The 15480-nt window shown below is 62.8% G+C and carries 14 protein-coding genes and 2 rRNA genes; 12 read left to right on the forward strand and 4 right to left on the reverse strand.

Annotated elements, in window-relative coordinates:
• The 4 genes from VEK15_26430 to VEK15_26445 all read left to right on the forward strand — a co-directional run.
• Positions 1-249, forward strand: a 23S ribosomal RNA gene (locus tag VEK15_26430); the annotation flags it as partial.
• A gap of 107 nt (positions 250-356) precedes the next feature.
• Positions 357-473: ribosomal RNA gene (gene rrf, locus VEK15_26435) — 5S ribosomal RNA — on the forward strand.
• A gap of 216 nt (positions 474-689) precedes the next feature.
• Positions 690-1100 (forward strand): adenosylmethionine decarboxylase, encoded by a 411-nt coding sequence (speD, locus tag VEK15_26440; GenBank protein HXV64266.1) that lies wholly within the window; start codon positions 690-692, stop codon positions 1098-1100.
• On the forward strand, positions 988-1905 hold the full coding sequence (locus tag VEK15_26445; GenBank protein ID HXV64267.1) for a hypothetical protein: 918 nt from the start codon (positions 988-990) through the stop codon (positions 1903-1905). Before speD ends, VEK15_26445 begins: the two co-directional genes overlap by 113 nt.
• On the opposite strand, the gene VEK15_26450 is transcribed toward VEK15_26445, so the two are convergent.
• Positions 1902-2900, reverse strand: coding sequence for a putative zinc-binding metallopeptidase (locus VEK15_26450; protein ID HXV64268.1), 999 nt, complete (start codon positions 2898-2900; stop codon positions 1902-1904). The genes VEK15_26445 and VEK15_26450 overlap by 4 nt on opposite strands.
• Before the next feature lie 48 nt (positions 2901-2948).
• Between VEK15_26450 and VEK15_26455 the strand changes: the two genes are divergently transcribed.
• From VEK15_26455 to VEK15_26475, 5 genes are all read left to right on the forward strand, one after another.
• Positions 2949-4856: a Na+/H+ antiporter NhaC family protein gene (locus VEK15_26455; GenBank protein HXV64269.1), complete on the forward strand. Its 1908-nt coding sequence runs from the start codon at positions 2949-2951 to the stop codon at positions 4854-4856.
• On the forward strand, positions 4853-5854 hold the full coding sequence (locus VEK15_26460) for an aldo/keto reductase (protein HXV64270.1): 1002 nt from the start codon (positions 4853-4855) through the stop codon (positions 5852-5854). Before VEK15_26455 ends, VEK15_26460 begins: the two co-directional genes overlap by 4 nt.
• 286 nt (positions 5855-6140) lie before the next feature.
• Positions 6141-6293, forward strand: coding sequence for a hypothetical protein (locus VEK15_26465; protein ID HXV64271.1), 153 nt, complete (start codon positions 6141-6143; stop codon positions 6291-6293).
• A 104-nt stretch (positions 6294-6397) separates the two neighbouring features.
• Positions 6398-6871, forward strand: coding sequence for a hypothetical protein (locus tag VEK15_26470; protein HXV64272.1), 474 nt, complete (start codon positions 6398-6400; stop codon positions 6869-6871).
• A 109-nt stretch (positions 6872-6980) separates the two neighbouring features.
• The gene (locus VEK15_26475) at positions 6981-7871 is read left to right on the forward strand and encodes a hypothetical protein (GenBank protein HXV64273.1); all 891 of its coding nucleotides are present in this window, start codon (positions 6981-6983) and stop codon (positions 7869-7871) included.
• Positions 7872-7877: 6 nt separating this feature from the next.
• Here VEK15_26475 and VEK15_26480 read toward each other — a convergent pair whose 3' ends face one another.
• Genes VEK15_26480 through VEK15_26490 form a run of 3 tightly spaced genes read right to left on the reverse strand, consistent with a single transcriptional unit; the run spans position 7878 to position 13044 of the window.
• A complete protein-coding gene (locus VEK15_26480) occupies positions 7878-9887 on the reverse strand; it encodes a hypothetical protein (GenBank protein HXV64274.1) in 2010 nt (669 codons plus the stop codon).
• A complete protein-coding gene (locus tag VEK15_26485; GenBank protein ID HXV64275.1) occupies positions 9884-10972 on the reverse strand; it encodes a YncE family protein in 1089 nt (362 codons plus the stop codon). Before VEK15_26485 ends, VEK15_26480 begins: the two co-directional genes overlap by 4 nt.
• The gene (locus VEK15_26490) at positions 10969-13044 is read right to left on the reverse strand and encodes a hypothetical protein (protein ID HXV64276.1); all 2076 of its coding nucleotides are present in this window, start codon (positions 13042-13044) and stop codon (positions 10969-10971) included. The genes VEK15_26485 and VEK15_26490 overlap by 4 nt, the downstream gene beginning before the upstream one ends.
• 72 nt (positions 13045-13116) lie before the next feature.
• Here VEK15_26490 and VEK15_26495 point away from each other — a divergent pair, with 72 nt between their 5' ends.
• From VEK15_26495 to VEK15_26505, 3 genes are all read left to right on the forward strand, one after another.
• Positions 13117-13629, forward strand: coding sequence for a mismatch-specific DNA-glycosylase (locus VEK15_26495; protein ID HXV64277.1), 513 nt, complete (start codon positions 13117-13119; stop codon positions 13627-13629).
• Entirely contained in the window at positions 13622-14461 is an 840-nt protein-coding gene (gene mutM, locus VEK15_26500) for a bifunctional DNA-formamidopyrimidine glycosylase/DNA-(apurinic or apyrimidinic site) lyase (protein ID HXV64278.1), read from the forward strand. Before VEK15_26495 ends, mutM begins: the two co-directional genes overlap by 8 nt.
• On the forward strand, positions 14458-15480 hold a 1023-nt coding region (locus tag VEK15_26505), incomplete at its 3' end, for an aminotransferase class I/II-fold pyridoxal phosphate-dependent enzyme (GenBank protein ID HXV64279.1). The genes mutM and VEK15_26505, both read left to right, overlap by 4 nt.

Below are 15480 nucleotides of genomic sequence, written 5' to 3' on the forward strand. Positions count from 1 at the left end.
AGTACGAGAGGACCGGGTTGGACGAACCTCTAATTTACGAGTTGTTCCGCCAGGAGCAGCGCTCGGTAGTTACGTTCGGACGGGATAAGCGCTGAAAGCATATAAGCGCGAAGCCCACCCCAAGATGAGATCTCCCGGACCGTAAGGTCCCTGAAGGCCCCTGGTAGACCACCAGGTTGATAGGCCCGATGTGTAAGACGAGTAATCGTCTCAGCTGACGGGTACTAATCGGCCGTGAGGCTTGACCATAGAATTTGCAGAGAGCAAAGACATGCCCGTTAACGCACTGTCGCACCCAGTTGCCCTTGTCCGCCGTAGCCCGAAAGGGCGAAGGTGGAAGATATTCGAAACCGTTTCCCGGTGACACTAGCGGAGGGGCCACACCCGTTCCCATTCCGAACACGGAAGTTAAGCCCTCCAGCGCCGATGGTACTGCAGGGGAGACTCTGTGGGAGAGTAGGGCGTTGCCGGGAATAAACCAAAAGGCCCGAGCGCGTTCGCGTGCTCGGGCCTTTCGTTATTTCTGTGAGCGATAACATGATACGCTTCGGTGTCCGTGGCTCTCGTTCGCGGAAGGAGGTCGAGGTCGACACCGCGTCGGCCGTCGTATGTTGCCTTTCACTTAGCGACCGCAAGGCTCTTCGGGGGGTGCACTCGGAGGCCTTCGGTTGATGGAGGATCGCCGAGGGATGAACGTAGCTCTGGGTAAACACTTGATCGCCGAACTCTGGGTTCGGAACCCACGACTGATCGACGACTCGGATTACGTCCGAGACGCCCTGGCCGCTGCGTCGAGGAGCGGCGACTTCACCGTGCTCGACCTGACCGCTCACTCATTTGCCCCACATGGCGTCACCGCCTTCGCGCTCCTTTCCGAATCCCACATATCGATTCATACCTGGCCCGAGTACGGATACGCAGCGGTGGATATCTTCACCTGTGCTGGGTCTCCCCGAAAGGCCCTCGCCGAGCTGGAAAGGAGACTCGATGTCGAGGAGATGGAAGTCCGAGAGCTGGACCGCGGCCGCATGGGATCACCTTCATCGAGGCCGCCACGTTCTTCTCGGGACGGAGCCATGGATCTTTCGGCAGCGGTCTGAGTTTCAAGACGTCGCCATCGCCCAGGTCCCGGAATTCGGGAAGGGGCTCTTTCTCGATGCCAATGTTCAATTCCTGGAGATGGACGAGTTCGTCTACCACGAGGCCTTCGCCCTTCCCCCGCTTCTATTTCACCCCGATCCCACACGGGTATTGATCGCCGGAGGGGGGGATGGCCTCGCCCTCCGGGAGGTGTTGCGCGATCCCCGTGTCGGCGAGGTCGTCCTGGTGGAGATCGATTCGGTCGTCGTCGAAGCTTGCAGGCAACACTTGAGCTCGCTGCACCGAGGAAGCTTCGAAAGCTCTAGGGCGAACATCTTGATTGACGATGCCCTCACCTATCTCGCAAGCTCATCGGCCTCGTTCGACGTCATCCTTCTCGATCTCCTCGATGGATACGACGAGGCGGGGCTCGACCTCTACCAGAAGATTCTTCCCCTCGCCAAGAACGCCCTTCGCGTTGGAGGGATTGTGGGTGGATTCGGGGAGCTCGCCCGACCTCATATGCCGGTGTGGTGGATACGGCGGGGGCTCATGCGCCACTTCGCGAACGTCGTTTGCCACCGGGCCGCGATCGAATCGTTCGCGAGCTCCTATGCTTTCCTCCTGGCCTCGGATTCGGTCGACTTCCAGCGAGCTCCACGCCAATCCTTGATGGCGCGCGCCGAGGCCCTCGACGGTGAGCTCCGCTCCCTGGTTCCCGATCTGTACCCCTCGAGTTTCCGCCTCCCGCGGTATCTTCAGGACGTCCTCGATGGACCTCCTCCTCCGGCCCCGCACGGAGAAATCGAGTGGCTCGAGCTCTAAAGCGCGACCTCGTAGTGCCCGCTTTGCAGATACTGCATCGCCCGGACTGTGAGCGCCGTCGTCGCCTCCCTGAGCACGCGGTGCTCGTTCCCCGACACACGGAGCCCCGTCGCCCGGGAACGAGCGATCCAGTCCTTCAACACCTGATCCACGGTGTAGCCATGGATTCCCGTCCACCGGGACACCTGGTGCCGAAGCGCGGTCCGATGACGTCGTAGAAATTCAGACGCCGAGCGTCTGCCCTTCTCTCCGAACAAGCGGTGGAGGTCGGCGTCGTAGTGCTGAGAGAAATCGACCTGGTACCGTCGTTTCTTTCGCCGGTAGTGCGTTCTCAAGGTGCGTCGGAGCGACGCGAGCTTCTCCGGGGTTCGCCGATTGTTGGTGAGCGGTTCCCGCCTCGCGACTTCCTTCATGAGCTGGTCCATGTAGTCGAGCTTCTCGAGTGCCGGCCAGTCTTGATAACGCTCCCGCCACCGCGACCTCGGATCCAGCCACACTGCGAACGTCTCGGCGAAGTCTTCGTCGGGGTGTGCCTGCGCGTAACCGAACTCTAGGTGACGCACGAACCGCCTCGAGAAGGGCCGGGGCGCGTAGAATTCCGGATAGGTTTGCTCCGAGCTTCCGAAGAGGCGACGCCGTTGCCGTCGCAGCCGAAGCCGATAGGCGTTGTCGATCGCGTGCCCGGTCTCGTGACGCATCAGTCGCAGGCAGCTCCGGAAAGTTCCTCCCTCCACCTCGAACATTTGACGTCTTTCGAGCTGCATGAGTCGCGGATGTGCCAGGTAGAAAGGGGCGGCGAAGCCGGGAACGCCATCGGGACAAAACCACTCCTCGCCCAGCCAAACGTGCGGACGGAACTCGATATCACGCCGGGAAAGCTCGCGGGACAGAGACGATAGCGCCTTCGAGAGCAGGCCAGAAGCCACGTCGAGCTCGAGGTCACGAAAACGAAGTCCGAGAAGCTCGTCATCCGTCAACGAGACCCAATCCTTCACGGGCCGCATTCTAGCGTAGTGCCCCGGGAGCCATTATCATGGCGCGCCATGCGTCGATGCGCGTTCGTCTCCGCCCTGCTCGCCGCCGTCACCCTCGAGGCCCAACCCGCCGTTCCCCAGAAGCTCGAGGTCGACCCTCCCGGACTCGTCCTCTCGGGCGTTCCCTTCAAGCTCACCGTTCGCGCGACGGATTCGGAAGGAAATGCGGTTCAGGGCTACGGTGGGACTCCCGAGCTCGAAGGATTCTCCGCCGTGCCAGCACCCTTCGAGGACGGACAACTCCAGATCGAGGATGCCGTCGTTCCTTCGAGCGGGCGCCACCTCCTGCGCATCGTCGATGGGCCGCTCACTGCCGAGCTCACCGTAAGAGCCATCCCTGCTTTCTTCAGCATCCTTCCGCCCGTCCTCGCCATCACCCTCGCGCTCGCGTTCCGGCAGGTCGTCCTTTCGCTCTTCGCGGGAATCTGGCTCGCGGGATTCTTCGTCAGGGATTACAACCCGCTCTCGGGGTTCTTCGCCGTCGTGACCCACTTCCTCGTGAACGCGATCACCACGACGAGCCAAGCGCAGATCGTGATCTTCAGCTTTCTGTTTGGCGGCATGGTCGGCGTCATCAGCAGAAACGGCGGAGCGCGAGGTATCGCCGAGCTCATCACCCGTTACGCCACCAACGCGAGGGGCGGGCAGGTGGCGACCATGGCCATGGCTTTGGTGATGTTCTTCGACGACTACGCCAACGTTCTGGTGCGCGGGAACCTGATGCGTCCCATCACCGACCGGCTTCGCATCTCTCGCGAGAAGCTGTCGTTCCTCGTGGATACGGGAGCAGCGGCGGTCGCGAGCACCGTCCTGATCTCGACCTGGATTGGCTACGAAGTGGGGCTCATCGACCAGGGTCTGAGAATCATCGACTCGCCCGAAGACGCCTATTCCATGTTCGTTCGCACCATCCCCTATCGCTTCTATCCCATCCTCGCCATGGTTTTCGCCTTTCTCGTCGGCTTCTCCGACCGCGACTTTGGTCCCATGCTCCGCGCCGAGAGAAGGGCACGTCTCGGAGGAAAGGTGATCCGCGACGGGGCGCAGCCGGTGACCGAGTCTCTCGACGACCCATCCGACACCAAGACCCCGACGAGCTGGGTGAACGGTCTCGCCCCGATCGCGACCATCCTCGTCGTGGGCCTCGGGGGCATCTACTACACGGGAATCCAGGCCGCCCCCGGCGAGACGGAAATCGGCAAAATCGTCGCTGCTTCGGACTCCTACGTGGCTCTCCTCTGGGCGTCGTTGTCCGGGTGTGCCGTCGCGATTGGACTCGCCGTCGCGAGAAGAATCTTGACCCTGGCCGAGGCATTCGACGCCTGGATCCGGGGGCTCAAATCGATGATGATGGCGATCGTCATTCTCGTCCTCGCTTGGTCCATCGGTGCCGCCACGGCGGAGCTACGGGCGGCCGACTACCTGGTCCAGATACTCGAAGGTACTCTAAACCCGGCGTGGCTCCCGGTGCTCACCTTCGTGGTGTCGGCGGCGATGGCCTTCGCGACCGGCACGAGCTGGGCGACCATGGCCATCATGATGCCTCTCGTCATCCCTCTGGCGAGCGTTCTCGGAACCAGCGCCGGCCTTCCTCCCGACCGGGTCGATACGATCCTCGTGGGGGTCATCAGCTCGGTGCTGGCGGGGGCGGTCTTCGGGGACCACTGCTCGCCGATCTCGGATACGACGATCCTGAGCTCCATGGCCTCGGCGTCCGATCACATCGACCACGTTCGCACCCAACTTCCTTATGCCATGCTGGTGGCGATCGTGGGCATGCTCCTCGGCGACATCCCCACCGCTTACGGACTCTCCCCGTGGATCTCGATTCTCCTCGGAAGCGTCACCCTCCTGGCCGTGCTGATGTTCTTTGGGAAGCCGGTGGGAGCGCCGGAAACGGAGGGGAACGAGCCATGAAGACGACGCGATTGGGAACGAGCGGGCTCGAGGTGTCCCGACTGGGTCTCGGCTGCATGACGTACGGGGACCCCGACTGGCGGCCCTGGATCCTCGGCGAGAAAGAGGCGCGAGCACATTTGAGCAGAGCGCTCGAGCTGGGGTTCAACTTCTTCGACACCGCCGACATGTACTCGAAGGGCGTCAGCGAAGAGGTCACGGGGAAGATCCTGAAAGAACTCGCCGACCGGGAGGACTACGTTCTTGCTACCAAGTGCTTCTTCCCGCTCGTGGACGCTCCGAACCGAGGGGGCCTGTCGCGAAAGCACATCCTCGCGGCCTGTGACGCTTCCTTGCGTCGCCTCGGTCACGACTACATCGACCTGTATCAGATTCACCGGCTCGATCATCACACCCCGATGGAGGAGACGCTCGAGTCGCTCGACTCGCTCGTCCGTGCCGGCAAGGTTCGCTATCTCGGGGCGAGCAGCATGGCGGCCTGGGAGCTTGCCAAGATGCTCTTCCTCGCGGACGCCCGTGGCACCCATCGTTTCGTCTCGATGCAGAACCACCTGAACCTCGTATACCGCGAGGAAGAGCGCGAGATGGTACCGCTCTGTCTCGACCAGGGGGTGGGAATCATTCCCTGGAGTCCTCTGGCGCGCGGATTCCTCGCTGGCAATCGTCGCCGGGCGGGCAAGGGCGATACCCGGCGGGCAAAGGGCGATCCCTTCGCCGACGATATGTACTTTCGCGACGAGGATTGGGACGTTCTCGACGCGCTCGTCGACGTATCGAGAGAGCTGGGCAAGACGCCCGCTCAGGTCGCGCTCGCCTGGGTATTGACCGTTCCGGGTGTCGACGCTCCCATCGTCGGTACCACGAAGCTCGAGCAAATGACCGAGCTGGTGGAAGCCGTCGAGATCGAGCTGGACGACGCGCTCATCGAAAGGCTGGAGGCACCCTACAAACCCCACCCGGTTCTCGGCCACCACCAGCGAGCGCCCCGGTCTTTTTGACGAAGTCGTGCGGTCACCCGAGAATACGGGGAACCGAGGGAGGTACGATGACCATCGAGTTCAAGGTCACACTCGCCAACAAGCCGGGCTCGCTCGCTCGACTCGCAACCGCGTTGGGAGATGCCGAGGTCAACATCGAAGCCATCCAGGGCTCGAGCGGTGTCGAGGAGACCGTGGTTCAGTTCGTCACCAACGACGCGGAAGATGCCTCGGCGGCGCTGCGACGTGCGGGCTTCGCCTACGCTCAGCGGGACATCGTGATCGTCAAGGTCTCGACGAGCCGGGGATGCTCGGCGACGTCGCGCTCGTCATGTCCGAAGCGGGCATCAATATCGACTCGGTCTACGTCACTACCAAGGGCCACGTCGTTCTCGGTGTGGACGACGTGCCGGGCGCCATTCAGGTTGCCGGGGGGATGGCCGTTATCGCGCCGAGTTGACCGTCTCACGTTCGCCTCTCGAGGACAAAACCTTGCTGTTGACCGAGCCCGATCGCCCCTGTTAGCCTGAAATCATCCCTGGACAACTGAACAAGGAGTAGGCGATGAAGCCTGGTCATCTGTGTCTCGGTCTTCTCGCGGGCACCCTCGCCGCGACCCCCCTCCTCGCCCAGGAGCTCGGCGTTCGCTCCTACGGCCTGCGTGGAGGTATCAACGTGAACCCCGACCAGTTCAACTTTGGCGCTCACATCGATGCGGGACGGCTCGGCCCGCGAATACGGCTCCAGCCGAGCTTCGAGCTCGGGCTCGGTAATGGCGTCACCCTCGCCGCTGCCAATATCGACGTCCACTACCTGTTCGCCGCCCGAGCCGTACGTCCCTATGCCGGCGGGGGTCTGGGCGTCAATTTCATCGACGTAACGAGCGGGGTGGGACGGGCGAACGGTCTCGACGTCGCGCCCGTTCTCAACCTCGTGGGAGGCGTCGAGTGGGGGGTGCCCAGGCGTTATCTCCTGGAGGCCCGCCTCGGGCTCGGGGACACGCCCGAGCTCAAGCTCGTGGCCGGATTCACCTTCTGAAGGGCTGTGATCAAGATCGTGTGAGCTTTTTCCTGCCCGTGCCAAACTGCAGGAAAAGCGCCGAAAAATCTTCGTCTCTTCCCCCAGAGCGAGCAAGAGAGGTGTACCCATGTACGGACGAGCATCCTGGACGGCCGCTGCCGGAGCGCTCCTGATACTGGTTTTTTTCGGATGCGACTTCAACCCGACCGCACCGTTCTCCGGTTTCGACGGAGAGGACGGAGCCACACTCACCGGTCGATTTCAGGGCGCGCCCCCCTCCGGAGCGACAATGGGGACGAGCTCACTGAAGGCGCAGGGGATCCTGGCGGCACAGTCGGACTTCGCCGGGATGACGGTAAACGTGCTCGACACCAACTTGACTAAGATCGCGAGCGTCGACGTCAAGGCGGACGGCACGTTCACCTTGCGGGGGCTTCCCGAGGCGTTCTATTTGGAGTTCGTCGACCAAAACGGCGATCCCATAGGCGAGCGCATCTACTTCGACGCCGTCAAGCCGAATCAGGAGATCGACATCGTCGTCGAGATGGTCGGCGATTCAATCGTGGTCGTCGAGCAACGGCGCACCGGTATAGACCATGAGGGCTCCGACGGAGTCGAGCTCGAAGGGCTTGCTCGCAGCATATACGTGCCTTCAGCCGAGGACCCGATGACCGGCTCTCTCGAGGTCAATGGGCACCATGTCGTTACCCGGGCCGGCGAGACGTCGATCCGCAAGGGCAATCGGAGCTTGACACTCGAAGACATCCACTCCGGGGACAGAGTCCACGTGAGGGGCGTCTTCGAGGCTGAGGACGTCTTCGCATACGAGATCAAGCTCCAGGAAGAGCTCGAGGATGACGGCGACAACACGGCGGGGGAATGCAATTACCGGGATCCGGCGAAGTCGAACCACATCCTCGTGTGTCACAAGGGCCGGACGCTTTCGATTGCACCGGACGCCTGGCCGGGTCACCGCGGACACGGCGACACCTGCGGCCCCTGTGGTAGCTCGAACTGACTTCGACTAGTTGGTCGGCTCGCCCAAAAAGCGCTCCTTCGGCTCGACGAGCTTCACCGCCCATAGTCCCGAATGGTGATCGGCGATGAAGATGTGACCTTTGTACGGCTGCGGGCCCCAGGCAAATGGGGCGTTCGGCCTGAAGCTCTCCGGGTCGTTGGGGTGCCAGTAAGCGATCTCGCGGCCCTGCTTGTAGAGATCTCCTCGCAGCTCGCCCGAGACGTCGACGACACGTAATCCACCGTTGTAGTAGGCGATATAGAGGATGTCTTTCTCGATCCAGAGATTGTGGGTGCCGGCCTCGGGCACCTGATACCGGGCAACCTCTTTGGGGTTCCCCCAATCGTCCCACGCGATGACGTGGATCCAGCCAGCGGCTCGCTCGGGAGCGCCAGGCCGTTCGTCCTGGGGGTAAGGAAACGCCTCGTCGCCGGCGAACACATAGAACTTTCCCGTCGACTGGCTCCGGTATGGGAACGCGGCATGATTCCAGCCGCTGGGATAGGCATAACTGCCGAGCAGAACGGGATGGTTCGGAGCCCCGCCTTTGCCGCCGCCCCCGACGTCCACGGCCACAACACCATCGTGCCAGTTCGACGAGTACGCGACTCCCTTGTCGATCCAGACGTCGTGGATGCCGTGCCCCGGTGTGGTGAGCTCGAACCGCCCGACGCGATACGGGTTCTTGGGGTCCTCGATACTGATGATGTCGTATCGCCTGCCGTTGGAGAGCGCGTAGACGTGCCCGTCGGCGATGAAGACGTTGTGGACACCGCCGTTGAGCTGATCGTCGTAGCGGGCGATGACCTGGACCCCGTCGCTCGGGTTGCTCACGTCGAGAATCACGAGGCCGTTCTTTCGGTTCGACGCACCCTCGCGACTGATAACCGCCACGCGTCCGTCCTCGGAGACCTTTACGTCGTTCACCGTTCGTGCATCCACCCGAACGGTGTCGACGAGCACGATGTTGCTCGGCTCGGTGACGTCCCAGATATAAGCGTGCCCGTCGGCGCCCCACGTTCCGGTAATGGCGTAGTCCCGGCCATTCGGAGCTTCCCAGACCCACAAGTCCGACGTGTGACGATCCCGAACGGCGCCCTGTCCCACGACCTCGATCTCTTTGCGCACGTTTCGGGGGACGATCTCGATGGTCTTCTGCGCCGTATGGGAGCCGGCGACGGCGACGACGGTGTGAAACCCGGCCCGCTCGGCAACGAAAGCACCGTCCTCGTCGATCTGGCTCATGGCGCCTGGGGCGACGATACCGTTTGCGGCTCGCGCCAGGGTCGCGAATTGAACGGGGAAATCCGGGACGGCGTTTCCTCTCTGGTCGAACGCTTTCGCCTCGAATAGGATGACGTCTCCGGTGCGCGCCCGGTCGGCATCCGCCGCAAGCTCGAACCGGTCCACGAGGTTTTCAGCGACCTCGATGTCGAGGTGTCCCGAGACATCCTCCGCATGAGCGGTGAGACGCGCCCGACCCGTACGATGGAGCGCCAGAGCGCCGGCCTCCTCGATGCTTGCGACGGTCGGATCGCTGCTTTCCGTCCTGACGGGGATATCGGTCCTCGTGACGCCCGAAGTGTCGATGACCTCCGTCAGTATCGGGACCACGGTGCCCTCATAGAAGACCGAACGAACGTTCACGAAGGCGACCGACGCGGCCGGTGGGTTCGGAATGGTGACCGGTATCTCCACCGTCAAAAGGGCTTCCGCACTCCGATCCAGGTCTTCGGGGTCCTTGGGTACCATACACACGAGGACGTGCTCCCCGGCTCGATAGGCTTCGACGAAGCCCTGGGGGTTGACGCTCACCGAGCGCCGGCGTCGGGAGTAGAAGACGACGGGACGATCGACGATGTTTCCGTCGTCGTCCCGAACGGTTGCCGCGAGCTGCGCGGTCTCGCCGACCTCGAGCGTCAGCTCGGAGGGCTCGACCACGAGCTCGGACGGCTCCTGCGCCCCGGCGGGCGAGGCCAGTACGGCGAGGAGAAACGTAAAGCGTAAAGTCGTCATGGCTCTCCCTTCCAGAATGTAATGCCTCCGGCCTGTTTACCCACGTCCGCCTGGGCCACGCGCTCGTCGGTCGCGAGGTCGTAGACTTCTACCGTTCCAGGCTCGCCGCCCACGCCCTCGAGCGTCACGAAGGCGTAACGGTCGTCGTCGGAAACGGCGACTCCGTGCGGTACCGTGCGCGTCGTCTTGATGCGAGCCCGTTCCTTGCCCGCGGGCAGGTCCCAGATTCCGACGTGGGCGCCCGATTTGTACGTCGCCAGCAGTACCTTGCCGTCTGAAGTGACCTCGAGGTTATAGGGTCCCATCCCCGCCCCCGCGTCGAAAGTACGGGAGACTCGCCACGCCGGAAGGTCGATCTCGTAGATCGTATGGTTGCCGTTCCCCGCGACATAGAGCTTGCTATCCGCGGTGGGGACGGTGCTCCAAGTGGGTTTCACCGCGCTCGATGGGTGCGCGGCGTCGTGTCCCTCGTGGTTGCCTTCCGGCGCGAGCGACAGCGTTCGCGACACCTCGAACGCGAGCGCGTCGACCTCCACGAGGTTGTCGTCCATCATGTTGACCGAATAGAGCCGCGTTCCCTTCCCGTTCATTCGCGCGCCGTGGGGCATGGTCCCGGTGTCGATGCGCGCCACTTCGAGCATCGTGCTCGTCTCCACCACGGAGATCGTGCTTGGCTTCATATCGCCGTGGAGATCGAAGTTCACGACGAATAGAAGACCCGTCGCGGGAGATACAGCCATGGTGGCGGGGAACATTCCCACGGGCACGTCGGCCAGCCACTCGTCGGTCTCGGCCTCGTACTTGTGGATCGACCCGAAAGGCATACCGTGAGCGATCGAAACGAACCAATGCTTCTTGTCGGGAGACACGCTGATGCCATGCGGGCCTTCGGTTTCCGCGGGGAAACTACCAACCGGTATCTTCTTGATCTCCTGGAGCCCGCCCGGACCGTAGCGGAGCTTGTGGACCGTGTCGTCCGATTCGGCACAGACATAGACGTAGTAGTTACGAGAAGGAGTCGTCGCCGCGATCTCAGCCGGCCAGGCGAAGGCGACGGCGAGCGCGAGGTGCGTGGCGCGACTCAATGCGTCTCTCCCATGAAGCGCGGCTTTTCGGGATCAACGAGCCTTACCGCCCAGAGACCCGAGTTGAAGTCGGCAACGAAAATGTGGCCCTTGTAGGGCTGCGGGCCCCAGGCGAACGGCGCGTTCTTGATGAATCCCTCGGGGTCGTAGGGATGCCAGAACGCGATTTCACGGCCCTGCTTGTAGAGATCGCCGCGCAGATCGCCGGAGACGTCCACGACGCGAAGTCCGCCGTTATAGTAGGCGACATACAAGACGTCGTCCTCGACCCAGAGGTTGTGGGTTCCCGCCTCGGGGACCTGAAATCGAGCCACTTCCCTCGGCTCGTTCCAATCGTCCCACTCGATGACGTGAATCCACCCGGCGGCGCGAATCGGCAAACTGCTCTCCAGATCGAAGTCATAAGGGAATGCCTCATCCCCGGCGAAGACGTAGAACTTCCCCGTCGATTTGCTTCGATAGGGAAAGGCGGCGTGATTCCACCCGCTCGGATGGGCGTAGCTTCCCAGCATTACGGGATGGTTGGGCGCGCCGCCTCGGCCTCCGCCTCCGACGTCGACGGCAACCACCCCGTCATGCCAGTTCGACGAGTAGGCAATGCCGTCGACCACCCAGACGTCGTGGATACTATGGCCCTTGGAAGTCAGCTCGAAGCGGCCGACACGGTAGGGATGCTGCGGGTCCTCGATATTGATGATGTCGTACCGACGGCTGTTGGACAGCGCGTAGACATGATTATCGGCGATGAAGACGTTGTGCACCCCGCCATTCAACTGGTCGTCATAGCGAGCGACGATGCGCACGCCATCGGTGGGGTTGCTGACGTCCAGGATGACGAGCCCATTCTTGCGGTCGGAGGCCCCCTCACGGCTGATGACGGCGGTACGGCCGTCCTCCGACACCTTGACGTCGTTGACGGTGCGCGCGTCGACTCGTACGGTGTCGACGAGCTGGATGTTCGAGGGCTCGGTCACGTCCCAGAAATAGGCATGGCCGTCGGCGCCCCAGGTGCCCGTGATCGCGTAGTCCCTGCCGTTTGGCGCTTCCCACACCCAGAGATCGGAGGAATGCCGATCCCGTACGGCACCATGGCCAACGACCTCGACCTCCTTGCCTAGATTGCGTGGCCGGATCGCGACCGTCGCGCGAGCCGAATGGGGGCCGGCTACGGCGATGATGGTATGAAGCCCGGCGCGCTCGGCGACGAAGGCGCCATCGGGGTCGATGAAAGCGGCGGCGCCGGCGGAGATGATCGTGGGATCAGGACGGGAAAATGTCGCGAGCTGAACCGGGTAGCTCGGGACCCCGTGCCCTTCCGCGTCCCGAACGATGGCCTCGAAGAAGATGACGTCGCCGGTGCGACCCTCCTTCCCACTGGCCCTCAGGTCGAGGGACGCGACCGGGTCGGCAACGATGTCGATGGTGGTGAACGTCTCCGTCGCTTCGGCTTTGGCAACGATGGTCGCACGGCCAGGCTTCCGGATTTCGAGCTCGCCCACGTCGCTCACCGCCGCGATGTCGGGATGGCGGCTCTCGAAGCGCACCGGAACATCCCCGCGCTCGACGCCGGTCCTGTCGATGACCTTCGTCTCGAGCCGCACCCTGGTCCCCGCATAGAACGTCTGGGGCAATTTCGTGAAGGCGAGCGATTCGACCGGCGGGTGCGGAACTTTGACGGGGATGTCGACGGTGAGAAGCTCCTCGTCGTAGAAGTTGTAGCTCGCGTGATCGAAGCGGCCTTCGAACGCGGGAACCATGGCGACCACGACGTGCTCGCCCGACCGAAAGGCCTCGACGACGCCGGTCGCGGGATCGATTCCGACGCTTTCCATCGCGCGTGAATAAAAGACGACGGTAACGCTTTCGAGAACCTTGCCGTCTCGATCCTTCACCGTGGCGGAAATCTGCGCTTTCTCGCCGACATCGAGCGTGAGTGCTTCCGGTTCGACGAGAAGCTGGACGGGCTCCCGCGGCTCCTCGCGCGGAGCGGTTGGAGTCGAGGGGCCGGCATTTGCGTGACCGAGGGCCGCGGAGACGCACAACAGGATCCAAAAGGCACGGGGAGACGTCATCCAGGTTCCTTTCTCGAGTATTTGTGCCACAGGACGGCATCGGCTCGCAATTGCGGTAATCTTGATTCCGGCATGCTTCCCGATTACCTGGGTCCCGGCCTCGACGTCGTTCTCGTCGGAATCAATCCAGGCTTGCGCTCCGCCGAGAGAGGCCATCATTTTGCTGGCCCGGGCAACAAGTTCTGGAATCTACTCTGGGAGTCCGGGCTCGTGCCGAGTCGGTTGAGCTACGAAGAAGACCATCGCCTTCCCGAGTTCGGCATCGGCCTCACGAATATCGTCGCTAGAGCCTCGCGCTCGAGCTCGGATCTCAGCCCTTCCGACTACGCGAAAGGACGAAAGCTCCTCGCACGGAAACTTCGCCGGCATCGGCCCGGGCTCGTCGCCCCGGTGGGCCTGACCGTGCTGAGACAGCTTTGGGATCGGCCGGCGCCGCACGGGATCGCTTGCGGGCTTCGAAGGGAACGCTTCGCCGGCTTGCCTCTGTTCGTTCTACCCAATCCGAGCGGGAGAAACGCTCATTACAGCTACGAGGCCATGCTCCAGCACTGGCAAGGCCTCGCCGCTTGGTTGAAACGTGCCTGAGCTACCCGAGGTCGAGATTGCTCGCGAGAGTCTCGAGGCATGGCTCCTGGGCAGAAAGATCGACGCCGTGAGAGCGCCCGATTCGCGGATTCGCGGCGGGGTGCCTCGTCGGAAATTCGAGACTGCGCTCCGCGGGTCGGAAACGCAATCGGTCGAGAGGCGAGGCAAATTCCTCGTTCTCGGGTTTGGCGAGAATCGCCCTGGCGTGCTCGCCCATTTGGGAATGACGGGGCAGTTCGTTTACCTCCCGACGGATGATCCCTTGCCTCGATTCACGCGCGTGGAGCTGCGGCTCTCCGACGGCGGACGAGTCGTGCTGAAAGATCCGCGACGCCTGGGGCAGTTCCGCTTGCTGGACGAGCGCGAGCAAAGAAGAGTGGATAGCCTCGGCATCGAGCCGCTTTCGAGCGCATTCACGCACACTTATCTCCATACACTTCTCCGGAGATCGCATCGGGCGATAAAGCTGTTCCTGATGGATCAGAAGAAGATCGCAGGGATCGGAAACATCCAGGCAGCCGAGGCCCTCTTTCTCGCGGGCGTCCACCCGAGCCGGGCGGCGCGCTCCCTGTCGCGAGACGAGGCGCGTCTTCTCACGCGTTCCGTAAAGACAACCCTCCGGACGGAGATCCGCCGGTATCGCTCGCGCCCCCTCTATCTTTTTGAAGGTGCGCCCAACTCGTTTCTCGTCTACGGACGTGCGGGCGAGCCCTGCTCGCGATGCGACCGAAGAATCCGACGGGTGGTTCAAGGCGGACGCACCAGCTACTATTGCGCGACTTGCCAACCCAGCCAGCCAAGCCAGTCGAGCCAGCGAAGGAAGAAAAAATGAAACGCGAACAGCTCAGCCAGCTTACCCGGGCCATCCATGGACCGTCCCAGGGACCAAGAACGAATCGACCCGTCGCCGTGCCCATTCATCTCACCGCTACCTTCGAGTCCAAGGATGTGGACGAGCAGATCTTCCTCGAGGAGACGAAGGCCGATACGTTCTACAGCCGCTACGGAAATCCCACGCTCTCGGTCGCGGAAGCGATCGTTGCCGATCTCGAGGGGGCCGAAGCGGGAGCGGTTTTCGGCTCGGGGATGGCGGCCATTACCACCACGCTTCTTGCGCATTCGAGAGCGGGAGACCACGTAGTTTTCCAGCGCGAGATATACGGTGGCTCCTATCGATTCGCGCGAGAGATCCTGCCGCGGTACGGCGTTACCGTCGGCTGGTTCGATGCCACTGACGTCGCCAGCTTCGAGCGCGCTTTGCGTGACGAGACGCGCGTCGTCTACATCGAGTCCCCGACCAACCCGACGCTCAAACTTGTGGACATCGAGAAGGTGGCGCGGATCGCCCGGTCAAGGGGCGTTCTCACTTTCATCGACTCGACTTTCGCGACGCCTCTCAACACCCGACCACACGAGCTCGGTGCCGACGGCGTCCTGCATTCGGCAACCAAGTACCTCGGGGGCCACTCCGACGTTCTCGCCGGCGTTCTCACCGGAACGCGGGAGATCGTGGACCGAGCGAAATCGTACCTTCGCGTGCTCGGAGGCAACCTGGGCCCGCACGCCGGCTACCTTCTGATTCGAGGGATCAAGAGTCTCGGTTTGCGGGTCGAGCAGCACAATCGAAACGGAATGGCGGTCGCCGAGTTTCTCGGCAACCACCCCAAGGTAAGGGCGGTGCATTACCCGTTTCATCCCTCTCATCCTCAGCTCGAGCTCGCGCGCAGACAGATGCGGGCCGGCGGGGGCGTCGTCTGCTTCGAGATCGATGGAGGACTCGAAGAGGCCAAGCGCTTCTCGAACGCAGTTTGTCTGATTCGCGTGGCACCGAGTCTCGGCGGCGTGGAGTCA

It is taken from the genome of Vicinamibacteria bacterium (assembly GCA_035620555.1).
Taxonomy (GTDB): Bacteria; Acidobacteriota; Vicinamibacteria; order Marinacidobacterales; family SMYC01; genus DASPGQ01.